The following is a 21,754-nucleotide window of genomic DNA, read 5'->3' on the forward strand; positions in this document are numbered from 1 at the left end:
ATGACAACACCTTTGCTCGATGCACTTCCCGCTAGCACAACACAGGGGGACTCGCAGCAAAGTCCTCTTCCATCCCGTCAAGTATCGTGGTTTGATGATGCCTTATTACTCGGCATCATGGCTTCGCTGGCGGGATGTGGTCTTATTTATGAATACTTATTATCGCACTATGCCGGCCGAATTCTCGGCGCGCTAGAAGCTGCCATTTACACCATGATTGGTTTAATGATTGTGTCAATGGGTGTGGGGGCATTTGCCGCCCGAAAAATAAAATGCGCATTCACCGGCTTTGCCATGCTCGAATTAACAGTGGCACTGTGTGGCTCATTTGCCATTATTGTTACCGCTGCTGTGATTGGGTTTGGTCAACAACTGCCATTAGCCATCGCCAATACACTGGGCCTGCCGCCCGATCATTTACCTAATGGTGGCTTTATTGCTAGCCTGCAAACCCTGAGTGAATACTTGCCTTACGTTTGGGGAGTATTACTTGGGTTAATGATTGGTATGGAAATTCCGCTTATCGCCCGCGTTCGGCAATCCTTATCTGAAGCGCACTTACTGCATAATGCCGGCACCATATATGGTGCCGATTACATTGGTGCAGGTATAGGTGCCGCTATCTGGGTCGGTTTTATGCTGGCCATAGATATTCAATTAGCGGCCGCACTCACCGCCAGTGTTAACTTGCTCGCTGGACTGGTATTTATTTGGCGTTTTTGGTCAAAAATAAACCATGTCAAATTGTTGTTGATTGGCCATATTATTGCCAGTGTAGTCATTGGTGTTTTAGCGGTTAAAGGCCCTAGCTGGGAACAGCATTTTAATAACCTATTGTATAAAGATCATGTGGTCTATGCCAAAGCGACACGTTTCCAGCAGCTCAACTTTACTGAGCGATTACGTGGTGGCGGGCTACCTCCTGTTTATAATTTATATATCAACGGTCGTTTGCAATTTTCTAGCAACGACGAGCATATCTATCACAGCTTTTTAGTTCATCCAACATTGGCTGCCAGCGCACGTCACGATAACGTGTTAATCATTGGCGGAGGTGATGGTCTAGGGCTAAAGCAAGTACTCAAATGGCAACCTAAAACCGTTACCTTAATGGATTTAGATCAAGATTTGTTGGCATTATTTAAATCGCCACCGGCTGATATGCCACAACGTTTAAGCGATGCATTACTGGCGTTAAACGGCGATGCCTTGAATGACCCACGCTTAACCTTAATGGTCGACGATGCATTTAACGGCGTCGATAAACTTATTAAAACGGGCCAAATGTTTGATGCCATCATTGTGGATTTGCCCGACCCAAGCCACCCAGATTTAAACAAACTGTATTCAGATTTATTTTATCGCAAACTCAATGAATTACTCAGTGCAGATGGGGTGATCACGGTGCAATCAACCTCTCCTTATCATGCAAAAAAAGCATTTATCTCGGTTGGCAAAACACTCGCTGCAGCAGGTTTTAATGTCAAACAGTATCACCATAATGTCCCTAGCTTTGGTGAGTGGGGTTGGAGTATCGGCAGTAAAATGGGTAAAAACCCACAACAACGATTGGCCGCTATTGATCAAATGCCAGTACCAGAAGACTGGCTTACACCAGGGCTTATCCACGCTTCATTTGAGTTTCCAAAGAATTTTTATACCGATATAGACAAGATTAAGGTGAACGAAATTGGTTCATTACAGCTGTATTACTACCACTTAGCTGCTTGGTCAGAAAATGAAGTCATTAATCTTTTTTAATTGGATTAATTAGCACTTGACATAATATGTCTAAATGCTATCTTTACTCACAGACATAATATGTCAATTAAGGGCACATATGAATATCCATACCATTGCAAATCACCTCAACGGACAATGCGATCAAAGCAAAACCGGTTTTCAGTTTGATTGTTATCTGATTGATGGTGACGTTGAAGTGTTGCAAGTCAATATTGTCGGCCGAGAAGAAATTCCGGTATTTGTATCAGTAACTGACAACCAAATATTGTGTATCAGTTATCTGTGGGGCGAAAACGAAGTAAACCAAGGTCGCCGCGCTGAAATGTTTGAGACCATGTTAGAGCTTAACATTCCCATGCCATTATCATCATTTGCAAAAATTGATGATAAATATGTGGTTTACGGTGCATTGTCTGTGCTGTCAAGCATGGAAGAGATTGAACAAGAATTAGCAGTACTGTCAGACAACTGTCTGGAAGTTATCGATGAACTCGTCGAATTTTTAAACTAAGGAGCCAATTATGGGCATTCTAAACAAGATTCTTACCGCGTTTCGTGGTGGTGCAACAGAAGTTGGCCAAAATATTGTTGATGCAAACTCAACTCGAATTTTTGAGCAAGAAATTCGTGATGCAGAAAAACATTTAACTAAAGCCAAGCGTGAACTAACTGACGTGATGGCTAAAGAAATGCAAGCCAGTCGCGAAATTGATCGCCTAAAGCGCAGTGTCGCTGAGCACGAAGGTTATGTAACCCAAGCGCTAGATAAAGGTAATGAAGCACTAGCTATCGAAATTGCTGAAAAAATTGCCCAGTTAGATGAAGAGTTAGCCGAGCAACAAACTGCCAATGACAGCTTTAGTTCACATGCTGTGCGTTTAAAAGATTTAGTGAAAAAGACCGAGCGTCAGTTAAATGATTATCAACGTCAATTAACTATGGTCAAAACCACTGAAAGCGTACAAAAAGCCACTGCGACTATCACAGACTCATTTGCGTCAAGCAACTCAAAACTGCTTAATGCTAAAGATTCGCTTGAGCGTATTAAAGCCCGTCAACAGCAATTTGATGATCGCTTAAAAGCATCAGAGACTTTAGCTGAAGAAAACAGTGATAAGTCATTACATGCCAAACTTGCTGAAGCAGGTATTGGTGAGCAAAAGTCGAATGCTAATGCCGTATTAGATCGCATTAAAGCACGTAAAGGCTAAGCGGTTATGGGATTTCTTAGCGGCCTATTCGGCAAAAAAGAAGCCCCGAAGCGCCAGCTTGACCATCCTAACAAACTGCTCAAGGGTGATATGATCACCCTTGATGACAGTTTTGCTTTGCCTACGCAATTGCGTGGGCAACAGCTTAAGGTTGAAGCTGTTCATACTTATGAATACCAGCGCTCGCAGCTTTGTGAATTCTTATTACGTGGCCATAACGGCACCGCAATCTACTTATCCTACGTGCAAGAAGACGAATCTTACCTCAGTATTTCAATGAAAATTAATCGCGCTGTGGTTGAACAATTGTTTGATCTTGACGCATTTGCTGAAATATTTGAAGAGCCTGGCAAAGCCACACTCTCAGTGAAAGCCCTTCCAAGTGAATTAAGCACAGAATTGGATAAATGGCTTAGTGATGAATATCATCAAGTCGAATTTGCAAGTTTTGGCTACTTCCATCGTCAAGATTTTCGAGGCTTAACACCTCCGCAAAATGACGATGATGCACATGGCGAAGGCTTTGAAGGTTATAGTTTGGTGAATGCCGATGACTCTCACGCTGTGGATATAGAAGTTTATGAAAGTGGCGACACTGAAGTAATGCTAACGTTATATCGTCCATTGACCGATATTAGAGAGTACTGGCCAGCAAGCTGATACAGGTAGGAGATAATTTTCTAATGAGCTCAGGCAAACCATTACCAGAGACATGGCTTAAAAACCAACAAGCGGCAAAAGCGACTCAAGTGGCTTTTGATTTGGATGAGAAACTTCAATACTCTATCCGCAAAGCCGCATTAGATAAAGGTGTTAGCCCTTCAGACCAAATCCGAACCATACTCGGATTGTCAGTATCTAAACGCCCTAAGCGCCCCCGTTTGACCGTATCGTTAAATGCTGAAGATTACGTCATTTTAGCGCAAAAATACGGCTTAGAAAGTGAATCTCAGCTGGAAATCAAAAAGCGTGTTCTAGATGATTTAGTTAATTTCGTAGACACTAAATTAACCAAATAAATATGCTTAACGATTCATTTCAGTAATTAAAAAACGCACTAGGCTCCTGTCTTGTGCGTTTTTTGTTATGATAAAGTTCATCATTTAATAAAGCCTATTGGCTAACCAACGTAAGCGGACTTAACTACATGCTCGAATCAAAACGTTGGTCCATCAAAAACGTCGAAGCCCCTAGCCCATTTGAACTTGCGATGATGGTACTATCGTTAGTCTCTGTGGTAATTGTTCTTACTATGACTTTCGGCCATTTCGATACCGAAACCAACAAGATTTTACTGTATATCGACAGCTCGATATGCGTCATTTTCATGATCAATTTTTTTTATGGCTTATTCAAAGCTCGCAATAAAACCTATTACTTAAGACATCATTGGATTGATTTTGTTGCCAGCATCCCAGCCATTGAAGCACTACGTATAGCACGGGTATTTCAAATATTAAGAGTGATCCGCCTTATCCGCATGAGCCGGTCATTAATAATCCCATTATTACGCCAACGAAAACAGACTACATTAGCCAGTTTATTGGTGGCAATGGTGCTCATTCTTGCTGCTGCTTCAGTACTTATTTTATTAGTAGAAAGCGCAGAGCCTAACGCCAATATCCAAACCGCTGAACAAGCTATTTGGTGGGCTCTCGTCACTATCTCAACTGTCGGTTACGGTGACTTCTATCCCGTCAGTACTATCGGTCATATCATTGGTGGTTTGGTCATTATCAGTGGTGTCAGCTTTTTTGGGGTTATTTCGGGTTATATGGCTTCAGTATTTGTGGCGCCAGATGAACAAGAACGTAGTGAAGCACAAGAGGCTCAAGCGGCACATAAAGAACACATTAATAATCAGCTGACTCAAGCACTCGAACAAATGCAGCAAAACCAGCTTAAAATGGAACAAAACCAACAACAAATGCTGGATGAAATTGCCAAATTAAGACAACAACAAGATAAATAATCATCAAACTAAACCGAAAAACAGCTCAATAAAAAGCCCAAGATAATCTATATCTTGGGCTTTTTATTAGTATCCATTAACTAATTACCCACTAACTTTTGCCACCAAGACAAAGATTCACCGCAATTTTTTGCGGGTCTATAGCTGCTATCTAGCGCTGGCAGACCAATGATATTGTCACAATTGCCTTGCTTAGCCGCACCAGTGGTGCGATCAAAATAACCATTAATAACTCCATTAACAGGGATCATACGTAAACTCAGTGGTGGGCGTTGTTGCAAAAATGCTTGATACACAGCCATTGCTCCACTACTACCGTACAAACCCGTTTTACTATTATCATCTTGGCCTACCCAAATGGCCGCTACGTTACGTTCATCAAAACCGGCAAACCATGAATCACGACTGTCATTACTGGTACCCGTTTTACCCGCCAAACGCACCCCAGGAAAAGCGGCACCTAAACGCTTAGCTGTGCCATTACGTACCACTTGATTCATCGCATATTGGATTAAATAATCTGTCGCAGGATTGATCGCTTGGGATCCAGCCGCACGACTCACATCCAAAGCTTGATTTTGACTATCCAACACAGCGGTAATAGAGGTTAATTTACGGTAACGACCTCCATCAGCCACAGTTTGGTAAACCTGCGCTACCATCAATGGCGAACCATTCACGGCACCTAGCAACATAGATGGATAAGGTGAAATATCATCAGCCCAACCCGATTTTTGTAGTGTAGAAGCAACATTACTAACACCAACGGCTAAACCGACATTAACTGTGGGGACATTCATCGAATCTTTAAATGCAGTAAGCAGAGGCACTTGACCACTGAATTTCTTGTCAAAGTTCTTTGGTGACCATGTTTTACCTTGTTCATTTTTTAATGTTATCGGCTTATCTTCAACAGGTGTAGCCAAGGTGAATTTATCACTTTGGTTTAATGCGCTGGCATATACAAAAGGTTTAATTAAAGAACCGATTGGACGACGAATTTCAACGGCACGGTTAAATCCTTCATAACCGGGTACTTTATCGCCAACCATGGCCGCAATACCACCGCTGTACTTGTCGGTAACAACCATACCAACCTGAATATTTTTAGCGCGTTTATTTAACAAAGCCATCGTAGATGTCACCGCTTTTTCTGCTGCTTCCTGGGCCATTGGATCTAGTGTGGTATACACTTTAACGCCCGATTGTTGCAGTAACGAATCTCCATAACGATCGCGGAGCTCTTGTTTCACAACAGCAAAAAATGCGGGTAATTTTTGATGCACCGATTTTTTTGCACTACGTAAGCCGATAGGCGACTCTGCAGCGGCCTTATATTGCGCAACAGTAAGCTTATCATTTTCCATTAATATGCGTAAAACGAGGTCTCGTCGTTCTTGAGATCGTTCAGGGTAACGCCACGGATTGTAATAAGATGGCCCTTTAATTACCGCCACCAAAAAGGCTTGCTGCGATACCGTTAACTCACCCACAGGACGGCCAAAATAAAACTGTGAGGCTAAGCCCATGCCGTGTACACCACGAGACTTATCTTGCCCCATGTACACTTCATTTAGGTAGGCTTCTAAAATTTCATCCTTGCTGTAACGAAAATCAATAATCAGCGCCATTAACGCTTCGCGTACTTTACGCACTATAGAGCGCTCACTGCTTAAAAAGAAGTTTTTGGCTAATTGCTGGGTCAACGTTGAACCGCCCTGCACAGTTCGGCCAGCAGTAATATTGACCATTGCCGCGCGGGCAATAGCTAAGGGATTAACCCCAAAATGATCATAAAAGCTACGGTCTTCCACTAAAATGAGTGCATCGATAATAATGCTAGGGATCTCAGGACTTGGAACAAATAAACGATCTTCTCCGTCGCCAGCAACAATGCGGTCGAGTAATACAGGCTCTAGATGGAATACCGCCAATTCACGCTTATCAGACATGCGAGTCACTGAACTCACCCCTTCAGAGTCAAAGCTAATCATTACGCGTTGCTCAGCTTGATTGCCTTCGGGATGTAAAAAAGGACGACGCCATAATTCAATACGAGTACTTGAAGCCGAAAACTCGCCAACTTGCCTTGGGTTAGCCACTTTTCGGTAACCAAGCAGTTTCAACTCTGCCATTAATTGAGGATGGTTAATTGCCGCACCTGGGTATAGCGCCATTGAACGACTAAACACTTGAGCAGGTAAATGCCACTTTTGACCTTCAAATTTTTGCGCAATAATTTGGTCTAAATAAATCGCATAAAAACTGACCACGGCGGCACCCACAATGGCTAATTTCCACGTGAGTGACCAGATTTTACGCCACAATGATGAACCACGTTTTTTTGCTGTGGCCGAAGACTTTTTATTTTTTCTGGTTTTTTTTGTCATAACTGATTGATTCGTTTTCCATATAATCCTGAAATATGTATATATTGCTAATAAATGCTATCGCTTATTTACATGCCAGGCGTTTTCTTTTTAGTATATTTGGTTGCTACTGTGTTCACAGGATCATCTGGCCATAAATGCCTTGGATAACGACCGCGCATTTCTTTTTTTACATCCATATAAGGACCTTGCCAAAAACTTGCTAAATCAGCTGTGGCTGCTAATGGTCTTTGTGCTGGCGATAATAGCTCCATTGTCACCGTCATTTTGCCGTGTAATATGGTCGGGCTTTGCGCTAAGCCTAACGCTTCTTGCAATCGTACACTTAATAAAGCTCGCCCTTGTTGTTCGGCGTTATGATAAAAATGCCCATCAACATCTAATGGCATCTGGTAACGAATAGGGGCACGAGTGCCTGTTGCCATCGGCCAATGTGTCGGCACCAATTGTTCTAATAGCTGTTGCTGTTGCCAGTTGAGTAAGTTTTTCACCAACCCATAAGCACCAACCTTAGTTAACGCGGCCAGTGAGCGAATGTTATCTAAATAGGGCCCAAGCCAATCTTCTAGTGTCGCTAATAAATGCTCATCGGTTAAGCAAGGCCAATCATGCTCTGGTGTAAAATGACGTGCTAATTCAACCCGATATTGTAACTGGATTAATTTGTCATCACGATTAAGAATTGTTAACCCTTTAATGCGGACCTGTTCCAATAATGCGGCGATAATCTGTGCGGGCTCTGGTGTAATTCCAGTATCGGTTTTAATAATAACCTCACCGATTTTGGTATGTTTTTCAGCAAAAAACCGCCCTTTTGCTTCATCCCAACCACCGTGAATGTGAGTGGTTACTAACGAAGCAAGCTCTGCCGTAAATAAGCGTTCATCCAATTTGGTAGCAAGGTACACTTGGCCGGCATTACGCCCTTGAGTTTCTTGAAAGTCAGCGACCACTAACCAAGGTTCATGAGCCAAACTATCATCGGCATTGATCACCACACCAGTACCATTACTCAATAAAAAGCCTTCATGACCACGGGCTTTGGCAATACGATCTGGGTAAGCAAGTGCTAACAAATAACTAATATCACGTGTGGATGCATTACGTATTGCTTCATTTACCTGTCCCGATATCGCCAAAGATTGCTGCCATTGTCTTACTTGTTGTTTAATCTGTCCCTGCAAAGCCTCGGTCAAATAATGATGAATATCAGCGCCTTTTTTCGGTAATCCACGGGCTTCAATAATGCCTGCTAAAACGCATGCTAACAGACAAAGCTGTGGCTGATTGTCTTGCAAAGCAAGTTGTTTAGCTTTAAGCAGCATATGCGCTAAGCGCGGATGGCAACCTAATGCATAAGCCTCTCGACCAAGTGGTGTTAACTTATGTTGCTGGTCAATTAATTCCAATTGAATGAGTAACCGCCAAGCAACTTGTTCATGGATCTGCGGCGGTGGTGTGAGCAGCGATAATTCGGCAAATGATTTAGCCCCCCAATTGGCACAATCAAGCGCCATTGCAGTGAGCTCTGCTTGAGTGATTTCGGGTTCATCAACGTTACGCATTCGCCCTTGCTCTTCTTGGCTCCACAAACGCACGCAATAACCAGCTGCTAAACGCCCTGCACGGCCACTACGCTGAATTGCCGAGGCTTGGCTAATACGCTTAAGCCCTAAGCGTGTCACGCCGGTTTTAGGGTTAAAACTCGCTTCACGTCGATAACCACTGTCTATGACAAGGGTAATACCTTCAATCGTTAAACTTGATTCAGCCACATTGGTCGCGAGGACGATTTTACGTTTACCCGGTTCTGCAGCGCGAATGGCGAGATCTTGCTCCGCTGACGACAAGTCGCCATACATAGGACAAATAAGCCATGATGCATCCAAACGCTGACGTAATAGTCCGGCTAATTTACGGATCTCACCTTTACCAGGTAAAAATGCGAGCACACTACCTTGCTGATATGGCGTTAGATTGGAGTCTGAAATGATATCGATGATCACACGAGACATGTGCGTTAGCCACATCTGTTGGCTAGGGCAAGGTTGATAAGCAATCTCAACGGCAAAACTACGGCCATCGCTGTGTATTTTCGCAGCATCAGGCATCAAGGTGTCTAATGGCAAACCCGACAAGGTGGCTGACATAGCAATAATGTGTAAATCGTCACGTAATGATTGCTGTACTTCCAATGCTAAAGCCAAGCCTAAATCGGTAGGGAGGTGACGCTCGTGAATTTCATCGAAAATAATCACATCAATCCCACTCAGTTCAGGATCTTGCTGGATCATTCGGGTCAAAATACCTTCGGTAACAATTTCTAAACGAGTATCTGCGCTGACTTTTGACTCGCCGCGCACACGATAACCCACCAGTTGCCCAACTGGTTGTCCCAATTGTTTAGCGATAAATTGTGCAACATTTCTGGCGGCGACTCGACGAGGTTCAAGCATCAGAATTTTGCCACTAATTTCAGGCCAAGCTAACATGGCCAATGGCAATGCCGTTGATTTACCCGCGCCGGTAGGTGCTTCAAGAATAATCTGTGAATGGGTGGCAAACTGCTCGCGTAATGCGTTGAGCACCGCGTGAATAGGTAATTTAGTGGTCATCAATGATTCTATTTGCGGCAATGCTTGTTTTGAGGTCAAGGATATTAACTTTTACGGCAATTTTCTAAGGTTCATTCTACCCACAATTGCACCGAAGTGTCATTAACTGCCGGTTTCACGAGTCAATTAATCATCTTTGACCATCAGATCACTTTATTGACTCAATTTATGTTAACCAGGGTGTCCGTAAACCACTCTGTAATTCTGCTAATCGGGTCGGTTTATTAATGGCATAACCTTGAGCATAATCGACACCAATATTTTTCAGGTATACACCAATTTCGGTGTTTTCCACAAACTCTGCAATCACTTCAAAGTCCATGTCTTTACCAAGCTGACAAATGGCTGAAACAATGGCTTTATCACTGCGGTTTTCACATAAATTCACCACAAATTGGCCATCAATTTTAACATAATCTACGTCAAGGCATTTCAAATAAGCAAAGCTGGAAAAACCAGAACCAAAATCATCTAAAGCAATTTTACACCCAAAAGGTTCCAGTAAATCGATTAATCCTGTGGCTTGATCTAACTGGCTTACCGCGGCTGTTTCGGTAATTTCAAAACATAATTTACTCACTAGCTCAGGTTCTACCATCAAGCGCATTTCGAGCCAATTCATAAATTCTTTATCCGCAAGCGACATAGCTGATAAATTTACCGACACCATAGAAAGTTGCTTCCAGATGGCTAAATTATTGCCACCCCACTTCAATAAATGGTCAATGACCCATTTATCGACTCGTGGCGCTAAGTTATAACGTTCGGCTGCAGGTAAAAATACACCTGGTGATATATATTGGCCATCGCTTTGTACCATACGCAGCAAGATTTCCATGTGAATACCAGTCTCGGGTTTATCTAGCGGCTCAATTAATTGATAAAATAATTCAAACTGATTTAAGGCTAACGCTCCTGTAATATCAACAGAAGCAAGCATTTGGTTATACATGAAGTGCATTTGTGGGTCTTCAGGATTATAAAAATGCCAACAATTGCGACCTTTTTCTTTGGCTAATCGGCAAGCTGCATCCGCTTTACTCATAACGCCATAAATATCAGGATCAGCATAATCTACCTTGGCGATCCCAATACTGGCACTGATATTATGCTTAATACCTTTCCAAATAAATTCATGGTCAAATAATTGCTGACAAATCCGTTTAGCCACTTGTTGTGATGATGACATATCTGAGTAATGCATCAATAATCCAAACTCATCGCCGCCTAAACGTGCAACAACATCACCTTTACGCAGTAATTGTTTTAATCGTGTCGCCACTTGTTGTAGCAGTATGTCACCAGCTTGATGTCCGCTTAAATCATTCACAACCTGAAATTGATCTAAATCGATAAACGCTATACAAGCAGGTACTTGATCTTCTTCATGTAATAGTTCTTCAAGCATGTTTTCAAACTGCAACCGATTGGGTAATCCAGTTAACACATCATAATTTGAATGAAACGACAATTCATCGGTAAGTCGGTAACGCTCAGTCACATCTTCAATCATTAACAATAACTGCTGTTGCTGATTAAGAGCCTGACAAAAACTAAACTTATACCACTTAATTTGAACTCCATTTCGTAGCGGCACTTCACACCAAGCTTGGCGTAAAATCCCTTCACGAACAATATGCAATGTATCAAGTAGCAGTGGATGATCGTCTTCACGTAATAAGTTAAATAAACTCTGCCCTATGGTTATAGGTAAACTATGTTTACTCACCCCATTTTGCAGTACCACATTATCGTGTAAATCAATCAGCGCACATGGCATAGGCAATAATTGAAATAACTCTTGATACTGCTTATTTTTGTTATCAAATAGCACTGCTAAACGTCGTAACTCTAATGAAGACGCTAGTTGATATGCTGTGTCTTCAAGTAAATTGAGTACAAATTGACATGGATCGTCATACTGATTGGCCACAGGATTAGTATCTGATGCACACAAGGTCCCAAGTACAACCTTAACATTACCCACCTGTAATACTGAGCTTAATCCAAGATGTTTGCAGTCAATATCAAGGTCATCAAATATCTCTAAAAGCGGGATTAATATTGGATTGTCGGCAGCGATTAACTCTTGTTCGGCTAAAGAAGCATAAATAATAGGTTGATGATTGCAGAGTATGGATTCAAATAAAGGAAAGTTATCTTGAAGCTGTTGATTAAAAAGTGGTTCTGATGTGGATGATGCACCAAAATAACTGACACATTGTTGTTCAGTGGTATCGATTATATCACTATCAACTGCGAATAATTTATCATATTGACTAGTCAACACAAATGCAGCAGTGCATTCCATTCTTTTGCAAACTAATTGCAGAGCCTGATTAAGCAGTGATAACACCGAAGTATTATTGCCTTCAATAGGTCCATCAGTAAAAACGCTTTTCAATAGTTGCTGGGTACTATTGGTCATTCATCAACTCAGTTAAGGTTAGCAATTCAATTTGCTGGGAATAAAGTCACTTATCACATGGAGCTTATCGCTAAAGATAAGTACCATATTGGTTAAATAGTTAACTGATAATGTGATAAATTTTTACATTAAGTGCTATTAATAATCTATTCACGCTTATGTTTCAACCCAACTGATCACAGGCTCAACCGAATGCAATCATGTCCATCAACAAGATTATTTGTGGGCTTTAGTTTAGATGAACCACAAACACAAAAAATATTACATTTACAACAATCACTTAAACATAAAACAGACACTAACCCCGCAATGGTTTTAGCACACAATTTACATCTAACATTAGGCTTTTTCGGTTCAGTAGATCCGACCAGTTACGCTGATATTCTTACCGCTATAGAACAAATGCCAAAGACCAAATTTAGCCAAACTATCGATACCTTAGATTGGTGGCAAGCTGCAAAAACAATCTGCTTAAAAGGACAGGCCTGTGCATCATTGCACACTATGGCTGATGCCGTTAGGAGAATTGCAGATATTCACCAACTCGCAAAAAATCAATATGACTATATTCCACATATTAGTCTATTTCGCGGGGTGACATCGGTATCACTGCCAAAAACTAAACCGAACATTCAACTCACCATTGCACCGAGCCATTTACATTTATATCAATCGACTCGTCAGCACAATAATGTTCATTATACGATATTAAAAAGTTGGCCTTTAAAGCTCAAAGAATAAAAAAAACCGCCGTCACATAAGGTGAACGACGGCTTTGTCACGCTCAAAAATAATTAGTCTTTCAATAACTCAGCTATCGTCAATACGCCATGAGTTGTGGCACCTGCGCCCCACAATGGTGATGCAGATGATTCAAATGCAGCCGCTAAATCAACATGCAACCAATTTGCTTCTGGCGACACAAAACGCCATAAGAACCCAGCAGCATTTGATGCACCGCCCGCGCCACCACCTTTGGTTGGTCGGCTATTAGCCGTATCGGCATAAGCTGATGGACACATATCTTTATGCCAAGCATCTAACGGCAACGGCCATACATTCTCAGATACTGCAGCAGCGCTCTTTTGTGCTAATTGCAATGTCGCCATTTGTGGTGAAAAAATCGCATTATAATTTGAACCTACCGCCATCACAGCAGCACCGGTTAATGTTGCAGCATCAATAATTAAACCTGCACCTGTTTCTGACGCGGCTTGTAAACCATCAGCCAGTACTAAACGCCCTTCAGCGTCAGTATTAACCACTTCAACCGTAGTACCATTTTTATACGTTAAAATGTCACCTAATTTAAAGGCTCGACCGCTGATTAGATTTTCCGCACAACAAAGGAATAGCTTAACGCGTTTATTTAACCCCTCCTTCATCGCCAATCCCAACGCAGCAGTAACAGTTGCTGCGCCGCCCATGTCGCATTTCATTGCTAACATGCCTTCTGACGACTTCAAGCTATAACCGCCAGAGTCAAATGTAATGCCTTTACCCACTAAAGCCACAGATACCGGTGCATCAGCGCCTAATGGATTAAAGTCGAGCTCTAACAACGCAGGAGGACGTTCACTACCACGACCAACAGCATGAATACCGACCCATTTTTTCTCTAATAATTCTTGGCCTTCAACAATAGTAAAACTGACATGGTCGCCACCAATATTTTTTAACCAAGACGCAGCTTGATTAGCCAAAGACAACGGCGATAAATCTTCAGGGGTATCATTAATTAATTTACGGGCAAACTGGGCTGCTACAGCACGATGGTTCAACGTCTCTTTGTCAGCATCGCTGCCACACCAGTCCACTTGATATCCTGTTTTAGCCGTAGCAAAACCTTGCGCAAATGCCCACTGTGAATGCAAATTCCATAAACCACCCTCTAGCTGCACATAATTGATGCCTTGAGTGCGAATTTTTCTTGCAGCCATTTGCACTTGTCGCAGTTCATCGCCACCCGATAAATGGATAGTCGCCTTAGTACCTTGATAAGTGACATCAGCTTTACCCCAATGTTCTGCAGGGGCTTCGGTGGTGAGAGTAACGGTCATAATATTCATAATAATCCCTTGTAGTAAGTCTAAAAACACCAATACTCGTGTTTAATCACGAGTCAATGGCAGTAGTGTAGACAAAACATAATCGATAAACCAAGCTAAAGTTTGTTAGCATAGTTGTAAATCAACTCATCAAATGAGTCATCGATGCAATTTACTCCCAAATTAGAATCCGGTGTATTAATTAAACGTTATAAACGCTTCCTTGCAGATATTGAACTGCTTAATGGACAAGAAATCACCATTCATTGCCCTAATACTGGTTCAATGAAAAACTGTTTATTTCCAGGTGAAAAAGTATGGTTTTCCACCTCTGATAATCCCAAACGTAAATATGCCCACACTTGGGAATTGATGCAGACAGATCAGCAACAACTTATCGGGATTAATACTGGACGAGCCAATGCTCTTGCAGAAGAAGCCATTAATCGACAAGTGATACCTGAGCTACTAGGTTATGACAGCCTAAAACGTGAAGTAAAATACGGCAATGAAAACAGCCGTATCGATATTTTACTCACTAGCCAAAACCAACCAGACTGTTATATTGAAGTGAAGAGTTGTACTTTACTAGAACAGCAGATGGGCTATTTCCCAGATGCTGTGACCACTCGAGGACAAAAGCACCTACGAGAGTTAATGCACATGGCTGAATTAGGACACCGTGCGGTATTATTGTTTGTGGTACAACACAGTGGTATAAATTGCGTAAAACCCGCACGACATATCGATCCACAGTATGCTGATTTACTTCAACAAGCAGTATTAGAGGGGGTTGAAGTGTTAGCGTATAAAACTGACCTTTCACCATTAGAAAGTCAGATAACGACTTCATGTAAAGTGATGGTGTAAATCAAAGAAAAAGTGAAAATAAAAAAGTAAAAAATTTGCCACGCTGTAGAGTTTCTGTTATAGATAGCGGCCGTAAATTTAAGACGCCCTTAAAACGCAAATTATTACAGGAGATGCGTTATGCCTCAAGGCACGAAAAAACTTGGCGTACTCGCTATCGCTGGTGTAGATCCTTACCAGGAATCAGCTGGTGAAGAGTATATGAATCCCAAGCAACGTGGTCACTTTAAGTTGATCCTCGAAGCATGGCGTAACCAATTGCGTGAAGAAGTCGACCGTACGTTAACTCACATGCAAGATGAAGCTGCAAATTTTCCTGATCCTGTAGACCGTGCAGCACAAGAAGAAGAATTCAGCTTGGAATTACGTGCACGTGATAGAGAACGTAAACTGATCAAAAAGATTGAAAAGACGTTACAACTAATCGAAGAAGATGATTTTGGTTACTGTAATTCATGTGGTGTCGAAATTGGCATTCGTCGTCTTGAAGCTCGTCCTACTGCCGATCAGTGTATCGACTGTAAGACCCTAGCAGAAATCAAAGAAAAACAAATGGCGGGTTAATCCGTTATCAAAAGAGCGAGATTATCTCGCTCTTTTGTTTTCTTTATTTAACCGACTTAACAACATCGTTGTTTTACCACTTTATTTTGTGGTTACAAAAACAATACTGTATTAGTGACCCCAAAACATTACCAAACCATGAGTATTACTTCCTACATCGGACGTTTTGCGCCATCCCCATCAGGCCCGCTTCATTTTGGTTCACTCATTGCTGCATTAGGCAGTTATCTTCGCGCGCACAGTCAGCAAGGCCAATGGTTAGTTCGTATAGAAGACATTGATCCCCCACGTGAAGTTATCGGTGCAAGTGATAATATCCTTAGAACACTCGATGCCTATGGCTTACATTGGCATGGCACCGTTTTATTTCAACACCAACGACATCAAGCATATCAAAACCAAATTGATGAACTTGTTGCCAATGACAATGCTTATTACTGCCAATGTAGTCGTAAAATCATTCAAACTAGCGGTGGGGTGTACGATGGGCGTTGCGGTCGGCATCAACCTAGACTGACACACGGCGCGATTCGAATTCGTAATCGAGTTAAAACAGATAGTTTTGTTGATCAAATTCAAGGCCATGTGATTGTCGATAAACACTTCGCTGAAGAAGACTTTATCATTAAACGTAGCGATGGTTTATATGCATATCAACTCGCTGTTGTGCTCGATGATGCCTATCAAGGTATCACTGAAGTTGTCAGAGGTTGTGATTTACTTGAATCCAGTTGCCGACAAATAAGCATGTTTTCACAACTGGGATTGGCTCAACCTAGTTGGCTACATTTACCGTTAGCCTGTACCGAAAAAAGCTTTAAATTATCAAAACAAAATAATGCCCCCGCCATCGATATAATCAAGCCACAGGCGAGTATAAATGCCGCACTAGCCTTCTTGGGTCAGCAAACCGTTGATTATGATTCGGTAGAGGTGATGCTTGAACAAGCCATAGAACAATTTAATATAAGCACTATTCCGGCAAAAAAAGAAATTGTCTTATCGGCGAGAAATAGCTAGCAATCGTTACCATTCAGTATAAGTTATGGCATTAAACCTTTTTAGCACTACGGCATGTATACTCATTCGATTACATTTAATGTATTATACCCGCCAGATTTTTAATCAAATTATTCTAGCATTCCGAGGTGTATTATTTTTCGCCGTATTAGCCAATTCTGCAAACAGCTATTTGAAACCAACAAAGTAGCTCCAGTGCTTGAAGAGTCCATTCAAGAAGATGGCTTGCGTCTGGATATTATCTCCAGAGATGGCCACTCAGTTTCACGTCGTCAAATTAGTGAAAACGCACTAAAAGTACTCTACCGTCTTAATAAATCAGGCTATAAAGCCTATTTAGTGGGTGGTGGTGTCCGCGATATCCTTTTAGGACTTGAACCAAAAGATTTTGACGTCGTCACCAACGCTACCCCAGAAGACATAAAGCGATTATTTCGTAACTGTCGTTTAGTTGGACGTCGCTTTAGATTGGCACACATCGTTTTTGGTCGTGACGTCATCGAAGTAGCTACCTTCCGCGGTCACCACAGTGAAAGCGACGATAAGGTGTCTAAGTCTAATGCTGAAGGGCGTTTATTACGCGACAACGTTTACGGTGGGATTGATGAAGATGCGGAACGTCGTGACTTTACCATTAATGCTCTTTACTACGACATTAATGACTATTCTATTCGCAGTTATGGCGGTGGTATAAACGACCTCAATGCTCGCACAATTAAGCTCATTGGCGATCCAGAAACTCGCTACCGCGAAGATCCGGTGCGTATGCTCCGAGCCGTTCGTTTTGCCACTAAACTTGATATGCAAATCGACGCAGTTACCGCTGACCCCATCAAAGCACTAGCACCATTATTAAGCGATATCCCTGCGGCACGCATGTACGAAGAAGTATTAAAACTCTTCTTTGCCGGTAAAGCAGAAGCCAATTATCAGATGATGCTACGCTTTGGTTTATTCACGCCCTTGTTTCCACAAGTCGGCGAGCTTATCGAAGAATCACCAAAAGGCCATACAGCTAAAATGCTGCAAGCCGTTATGCGCAACACAGATATTCGTGTCAGCGAAGATAAATCAGTCACACCAGCATTCTTTTTCGCGGCCATATTATGGTACCCAATTAAACAACGCGCCGACGATATCGCCATTGAAAGTGGTCTAACGCATTACGACGCACATGTTGCAGCAATGGGTGATGTACTTGAACAACAATGCCGGACCATTAGTTTGCCACGCAGATTTAGCACCCCAGCACGAGACATTTGGCAGCTACAACTGCGCTTAGAGCGCAGTCAAGGTACACGTGCTTTTAAACTGTTAGAGCACCCTAAATTTAGAGCTGCTTATGATTTACTATTATTACGCGGTGAAGCTGAAGCGGGTAATACCGCCAAGATAGCCGAGTGGTGGAAAGCGTTTGTTGAAGCCGATGAAACTGACCGCAGCGACATAGCGAAAAGCATCAAAGGCAGTAATACTCGTAACAGAAATGCACCACAGCGTAAACGACGCCGTAAACCTGTGGCTAAAGCGAAACCAGAAGCTGAGTAATAATGCAGGCAACTCAAGTTTATGTGGCTTTGGGGGCTAATTTAGCCAACCCAACACAACAATTAGATGATGCTGTCGACGCACTTAAAAGATTAGCCTTAGACGGTTCGTTAAGTGTGTCTAGTTACTATCGTTCCAAGCCAATGGGTGACGTTGTACAGCCTGATTACGTTAATGCAGTAGCAGGTTTTATAACAAGCTTACAGCCTGTTGAGTTACTTGATGCATTGCAAGCCATTGAGCAGCAACATGGTCGGGTTAGACTCGAACACTGGGGTCCACGGACCTTAGATTTAGATTTATTATTGTATGGTCAACAACACATAAATGAACCACGGCTTACAGTGCCTCATTACGGCATGAAGCAACGCAGTTTTGTATTAGTGCCATTAGCAGATATTGCTCCAACGCTAACACTGCCTTGCAACACCAGTCTTGAAAGCCTTATTAGTGTAGCAATGCGCGATGAATTGCAAAAACTTATCGATTTAAGTTGATCTTAACAGACAGAACATTAAGCTCAACTTTTAGTATTTCAATATTGTTTTAAGAGTCTACTATGTCAAAAGTCACCGGTTCGACCCTAATCAAGTTCAAACAAGAAGCTAAAAAGTTCACCGCATTAACGGCCTATGATGCCAGTTTTGCCAGCGCATTTGACAGCGAAGGTGTTGATGTACTTTTAGTTGGCGATTCTCTGGGTATGGTACTGCAAGGCCATGACGATACCTTACCAGTAACCATTGCCGATATTGCCTACCACACAGCTTGTGTTAAACGCGGTGTTGCGCGTGCATTACTTATCGCAGACATGCCATTTATGAGTTATAGCACCCCTGAGCAAACCATGACAAACGCTGCAACACTCATGCAAGCGGGTGCCAGTATGGTTAAATTAGAAGGGGGACATTGGTTACTTGAAAGCGTAAAAATGTTAACTGAACGCGGCATACCGGTATGTGCGCACTTGGGGTTAACCCCACAATCAGTCAACGTATTTGGCGGATTTAAAGTACAAGGCCGCGATGCCGACAACGCTCAACGTATACTAGATGAAGCTAAAGCATTACAAGCCGCTGGTGCGCAATTATTAGTGGTTGAATGTATTCCTGCTCCACTTGCTAAAGCCATCACTGAAGCATTAACGATCCCGGTTATTGGTATTGGTGCAGGTGCCGACACTGATGGACAAATTCTGGTAATGCATGATGTTTTAGGGATTTCCAGTGGTTATATTCCGCGTTTTTCTAAAAACTATCTCAAGCAAACTGGTGAAATCCGTTCTGCGATCAGAGCCTACATTGATGAAGTTGCAAACGGAACTTTCCCTGCTGAAGAACATACATTTAATTAATCATTAACTTTGAATGTACATCAAATAACGACGTTGTTTTATTATTAAGGCTCCAACAGAAAATGATTACCACCACTGCTATTTCAACCATTCGCGAACATGTTAATGCTTGGCGTCGTAACGGCGAAACAGTTGCCTTTGTACCAACAATGGGCAACTTACATCAAGGTCACATTGCATTAGTGAATGAAGCCCAAAAGCATGCAGATCATGTGGTTGTATCTATTTTTGTTAACCCACTGCAATTTAGTGCCAACGAAGACTTAGACGGTTACCCACGGTCACTCGCACAAGATAGCGACAAGTTGATGGCTGCCGGAACAGCAATACTGTTCACTCCGACACCAGAGATGATTTACCCTAAAGGTTTAGCACAACAAACATTTGTTGAAGTACCTGATATTGGCAATGAATTATGTGGTGCCAGCCGCCCAGGTCATTTTCGTGGTGTGGCAACTATTGTCACCAAACTGTTTAATATTGTTCAGCCTGATATCGCTTTATTCGGCCGTAAAGACTTTCAACAATTGATGATCATCAAAACCATGGTTGAAGATTTATCGATGCCAATTAAAGTCATTGGTGTTGAGACTATTCGTGAACAATCTGGTCTGGCAATGAGTTCACGTAACGGCTATTTAACCGCAGATGAAAAACACTCTGCTGCGACATTAAAACAGGCTCTAGATATTATTATTAGCGCTATTCAACACGGTGAAGCAATACAAGACGCTATCTTAAAAGCCGAAAAACAGCTGGTTAATGCTGGCTTTACCCCAGATTATCTTGAAGTGAGAAATGCCAATACATTACGTCAAATCACCGCCACAGACAGCGAACTCGTTGTTATTGCCGCCGCGTATCTAGGCAAGGCTCGTTTAATCGATAATGTGTCATTTAAACGTCACTTGAGTTAATACCCACTTAACACAGCAATTTTTATCAGCTTAAGTCGATAAATAATAAACAAAGATTTGGTTATTATTTTAAATTCCTATTGCCAAAAAACTGGCTTTATCGATAAAATTGCGTCATATTTAACCAATAATATCACTAGCATAATATCATTGTTGCCATAACCAATTGTTGGCATAGCCAACTAAACAGAAGAATGAGTTGTTAGGTTTTAGGGATGTTCGACAGGGGTTAATATTCAAAACCTAACCAACTGATATCGAAAATAGTGATAACAAAAGGATGTGTGGCCGTATGGCAAAAAGACTATTATTGATGGTACTGACCATGAGCGCTTTTACTGCTCAAGCCAATACTATTTACAAATGCATGATGGATGAAAAAGTCGTTTTCAGCCAAACTTTTTGTCCGCAAGAATATAGCCAACATAAAATTGAATACCAATTAGGTATTACCACCGAAATCGACTCTGACAAGCGCGAACTCAAAGAAGATCCATTAACAGCATTGCTTAATAACCAAACTCTTTCGAAACAGAAATTGTTGAAATTGCTTGATGGCGAAATTTATCGCTTAAAGCAAGAAAACAGCTATTTTGAAATATTACGCGCCAGTGAACTGCAAAAGCTCGATCGTAAACGTTACTGGCAGACCAAGCCCAAAGACGATCCCAGTTATGCTTTAGAGCTACAACAGGTGACCAAACGCTTTGATGATCTAAATAAACATAATACAGATTTCATCAGCATATTAGAGCAGCAGAGAACAAAGATCGCTACCGAAACGCCACCCGATAACGATATAAATAATTAGCCTCACTCACCATACCTGCTGAGGTATATTTCAGTTAAATATGTTTTAGTCTGGTTTAAATACCCCAATCATACTGCCACTGGTCTTTTGAGGCGCTTTAATATCAGTTTGCTGCTCACGATAATCACATTCAGTGCATTCAACAGTTTCAATACCATTTTCTTTAAACAATAAAATACTGTCTTTAGCACCGCATTTAGGGCATTTAGCGCCGGCGACAAAACGCTTTTTAATTTTGGTCATGACTTACTCGACTTAGTGGT

The 21,754-nt window shown here is 41.8% G+C and carries 20 protein-coding genes; 15 read left to right on the forward strand and 5 right to left on the reverse strand.

The genetic code is table 11. From position 1 onward, the window contains the following. From FH971_RS16950 to FH971_RS16975, 6 genes are all read left to right on the forward strand, one after another. Nucleotides 1–1,761, forward strand: coding sequence for a polyamine aminopropyltransferase (locus tag FH971_RS16950; protein ID WP_240778385.1), 1,761 nt, complete (start codon nt 1–3; stop codon nt 1,759–1,761). 79 nt (nt 1,762–1,840) lie between these two features. Then, nucleotides 1,841–2,254, forward strand: a complete 414-nt coding sequence (locus FH971_RS16955; RefSeq protein ID WP_140235106.1) for a YjfI family protein — start codon at nt 1,841–1,843, stop codon at nt 2,252–2,254. Nucleotides 2,255–2,264: 10 nt separating this feature from the next. Further along, nucleotides 2,265–2,954: a PspA/IM30 family protein gene (locus FH971_RS16960; protein ID WP_137225554.1), complete on the forward strand. Its 690-nt coding sequence runs from the start codon at nt 2,265–2,267 to the stop codon at nt 2,952–2,954. A gap of 6 nt (nt 2,955–2,960) precedes the next feature. Beyond that, nucleotides 2,961–3,614, forward strand: a complete 654-nt coding sequence (locus FH971_RS16965) for a hypothetical protein (RefSeq protein ID WP_140235107.1) — start codon at nt 2,961–2,963, stop codon at nt 3,612–3,614. 23 nt (nt 3,615–3,637) lie between these two features. Continuing rightward, a complete protein-coding gene (locus tag FH971_RS16970; protein ID WP_137225550.1) occupies nt 3,638–3,973 on the forward strand; it encodes a hypothetical protein in 336 nt (111 codons plus the stop codon). A gap of 128 nt (nt 3,974–4,101) precedes the next feature. Next, nucleotides 4,102–4,926: an ion transporter gene (locus FH971_RS16975; protein ID WP_140235108.1), complete on the forward strand. Its 825-nt coding sequence runs from the start codon at nt 4,102–4,104 to the stop codon at nt 4,924–4,926. 80 nt (nt 4,927–5,006) lie between these two features. On the opposite strand, the gene mrcB is transcribed toward FH971_RS16975, so the two are convergent. The 3 genes from mrcB to FH971_RS16990 form a co-directional block, all read right to left on the reverse strand. After that, nucleotides 5,007–7,316 carry a penicillin-binding protein 1B gene (gene mrcB, locus FH971_RS16980; RefSeq protein WP_140235109.1) on the reverse strand — a complete coding sequence of 770 codons (2,310 nt, stop codon included), beginning with the start codon at nt 7,314–7,316 and terminating at the stop codon, nt 5,007–5,009. 68 nt (nt 7,317–7,384) lie between these two features. Further along, nucleotides 7,385–9,931, reverse strand: a complete 2,547-nt coding sequence (gene hrpB / locus FH971_RS16985) for an ATP-dependent helicase HrpB (RefSeq protein ID WP_140235637.1) — start codon at nt 9,929–9,931, stop codon at nt 7,385–7,387. A 166-nt stretch (nt 9,932–10,097) separates the two neighbouring features. Continuing rightward, nucleotides 10,098–12,359, reverse strand: a complete 2,262-nt coding sequence (locus FH971_RS16990) for a putative bifunctional diguanylate cyclase/phosphodiesterase (RefSeq protein WP_140235110.1) — start codon at nt 12,357–12,359, stop codon at nt 10,098–10,100. A 192-nt stretch (nt 12,360–12,551) separates the two neighbouring features. Between FH971_RS16990 and thpR the strand changes: the two genes are divergently transcribed. After that, the gene (thpR, locus tag FH971_RS16995; RefSeq protein WP_140235111.1) at nt 12,552–13,100 is read left to right on the forward strand and encodes an RNA 2',3'-cyclic phosphodiesterase; all 549 of its coding nucleotides are present in this window, start codon (nt 12,552–12,554) and stop codon (nt 13,098–13,100) included. A 53-nt stretch (nt 13,101–13,153) separates the two neighbouring features. Here the strand turns inward: thpR and pepB are convergent, their stop codons facing one another. Then, nucleotides 13,154–14,428, reverse strand: coding sequence for an aminopeptidase PepB (gene pepB / locus FH971_RS17000; RefSeq protein WP_140235112.1), 1,275 nt, complete (start codon nt 14,426–14,428; stop codon nt 13,154–13,156). 144 nt (nt 14,429–14,572) lie between these two features. Here pepB and sfsA point away from each other — a divergent pair, with 144 nt between their 5' ends. The 8 genes from sfsA (at nt 14,573) to FH971_RS17040 (ending at nt 21,491) form a co-directional block, all read left to right on the forward strand. After that, entirely contained in the window at nt 14,573–15,277 is a 705-nt protein-coding gene (sfsA, locus tag FH971_RS17005) for a DNA/RNA nuclease SfsA (RefSeq protein WP_140235113.1), read from the forward strand. 120 nt (nt 15,278–15,397) lie between these two features. After that, nucleotides 15,398–15,841 (forward strand): RNA polymerase-binding protein DksA, encoded by a 444-nt coding sequence (gene dksA, locus FH971_RS17010; protein ID WP_137225536.1) that lies wholly within the window; start codon nt 15,398–15,400, stop codon nt 15,839–15,841. Nucleotides 15,842–15,979: 138 nt separating this feature from the next. Beyond that, a complete protein-coding gene (gene gluQRS, locus FH971_RS17015) occupies nt 15,980–16,861 on the forward strand; it encodes a tRNA glutamyl-Q(34) synthetase GluQRS (protein ID WP_140235114.1) in 882 nt (293 codons plus the stop codon). A gap of 240 nt (nt 16,862–17,101) precedes the next feature. After that, nucleotides 17,102–18,409 carry a polynucleotide adenylyltransferase PcnB gene (gene pcnB / locus FH971_RS17020; RefSeq protein WP_167496117.1) on the forward strand — a complete coding sequence of 436 codons (1,308 nt, stop codon included), beginning with the start codon at nt 17,102–17,104 and terminating at the stop codon, nt 18,407–18,409. A 2-nt stretch (nt 18,410–18,411) separates the two neighbouring features. After that, nucleotides 18,412–18,906: a 2-amino-4-hydroxy-6-hydroxymethyldihydropteridine diphosphokinase gene (gene folK, locus FH971_RS17025; RefSeq protein WP_140235115.1), complete on the forward strand. Its 495-nt coding sequence runs from the start codon at nt 18,412–18,414 to the stop codon at nt 18,904–18,906. A 62-nt stretch (nt 18,907–18,968) separates the two neighbouring features. Further along, nucleotides 18,969–19,763, forward strand: a complete 795-nt coding sequence (panB, locus tag FH971_RS17030) for a 3-methyl-2-oxobutanoate hydroxymethyltransferase (RefSeq protein ID WP_137225528.1) — start codon at nt 18,969–18,971, stop codon at nt 19,761–19,763. 62 nt (nt 19,764–19,825) lie between these two features. After that, a complete protein-coding gene (gene panC, locus FH971_RS17035; RefSeq protein WP_140235116.1) occupies nt 19,826–20,680 on the forward strand; it encodes a pantoate--beta-alanine ligase in 855 nt (284 codons plus the stop codon). A 292-nt stretch (nt 20,681–20,972) separates the two neighbouring features. Continuing rightward, nucleotides 20,973–21,491 carry a DUF4124 domain-containing protein gene (locus FH971_RS17040; protein ID WP_140235117.1) on the forward strand — a complete coding sequence of 173 codons (519 nt, stop codon included), beginning with the start codon at nt 20,973–20,975 and terminating at the stop codon, nt 21,489–21,491. A gap of 45 nt (nt 21,492–21,536) precedes the next feature. Here FH971_RS17040 and FH971_RS17045 read toward each other — a convergent pair whose 3' ends face one another. Further along, nucleotides 21,537–21,734, reverse strand: a complete 198-nt coding sequence (locus FH971_RS17045) for a YheV family putative zinc ribbon protein (RefSeq protein WP_137225522.1) — start codon at nt 21,732–21,734, stop codon at nt 21,537–21,539. Between the last annotated feature and the right edge of the window lie 20 nt (nt 21,735–21,754).

The organism is Shewanella polaris (assembly GCF_006385555.1).
Taxonomy (GTDB): domain Bacteria; phylum Pseudomonadota; class Gammaproteobacteria; order Enterobacterales; family Shewanellaceae; genus Shewanella; species Shewanella polaris.

Bases quoted from the DNA above. Each gene is read 5' to 3' on its own strand.
- FH971_RS16950 (WP_240778385.1), top strand. From the start codon at position 1: ATGACAACACCTTTGCTCGATGCACTTCCCGCTAGCACAACACAGGGG.
- FH971_RS16955 (WP_140235106.1), top strand. From the start codon at position 1,841: ATGAATATCCATACCATTGCAAATCACCTCAACGGACAATGCGATCAA.
- FH971_RS16960 (WP_137225554.1), top strand. From the start codon at position 2,265: ATGGGCATTCTAAACAAGATTCTTACCGCGTTTCGTGGTGGTGCAACA.
- FH971_RS16965 (WP_140235107.1), top strand. From the start codon at position 2,961: ATGGGATTTCTTAGCGGCCTATTCGGCAAAAAAGAAGCCCCGAAGCGC.
- FH971_RS16970 (WP_137225550.1), top strand. From the start codon at position 3,638: ATGAGCTCAGGCAAACCATTACCAGAGACATGGCTTAAAAACCAACAA.
- FH971_RS16975 (WP_140235108.1), top strand. From the start codon at position 4,102: ATGCTCGAATCAAAACGTTGGTCCATCAAAAACGTCGAAGCCCCTAGC.
- mrcB (WP_140235109.1), bottom strand. From the start codon at position 7,316: ATGACAAAAAAAACCAGAAAAAATAAAAAGTCTTCGGCCACAGCAAAA.
- hrpB (WP_140235637.1), bottom strand. From the start codon at position 9,931: ATGACCACTAAATTACCTATTCACGCGGTGCTCAACGCATTACGCGAG.
- FH971_RS16990 (WP_140235110.1), bottom strand. From the start codon at position 12,359: ATGACCAATAGTACCCAGCAACTATTGAAAAGCGTTTTTACTGATGGA.
- thpR (WP_140235111.1), top strand. From the start codon at position 12,552: ATGCAATCATGTCCATCAACAAGATTATTTGTGGGCTTTAGTTTAGAT.
- pepB (WP_140235112.1), bottom strand. From the start codon at position 14,428: ATGAATATTATGACCGTTACTCTCACCACCGAAGCCCCTGCAGAACAT.
- sfsA (WP_140235113.1), top strand. From the start codon at position 14,573: ATGCAATTTACTCCCAAATTAGAATCCGGTGTATTAATTAAACGTTAT.
- dksA (WP_137225536.1), top strand. From the start codon at position 15,398: ATGCCTCAAGGCACGAAAAAACTTGGCGTACTCGCTATCGCTGGTGTA.
- gluQRS (WP_140235114.1), top strand. From the start codon at position 15,980: ATGAGTATTACTTCCTACATCGGACGTTTTGCGCCATCCCCATCAGGC.
- folK (WP_140235115.1), top strand. From the start codon at position 18,412: ATGCAGGCAACTCAAGTTTATGTGGCTTTGGGGGCTAATTTAGCCAAC.
- panB (WP_137225528.1), top strand. From the start codon at position 18,969: ATGTCAAAAGTCACCGGTTCGACCCTAATCAAGTTCAAACAAGAAGCT.
- panC (WP_140235116.1), top strand. From the start codon at position 19,826: ATGATTACCACCACTGCTATTTCAACCATTCGCGAACATGTTAATGCT.
- FH971_RS17040 (WP_140235117.1), top strand. From the start codon at position 20,973: ATGGCAAAAAGACTATTATTGATGGTACTGACCATGAGCGCTTTTACT.
- FH971_RS17045 (WP_137225522.1), bottom strand. From the start codon at position 21,734: ATGACCAAAATTAAAAAGCGTTTTGTCGCCGGCGCTAAATGCCCTAAA.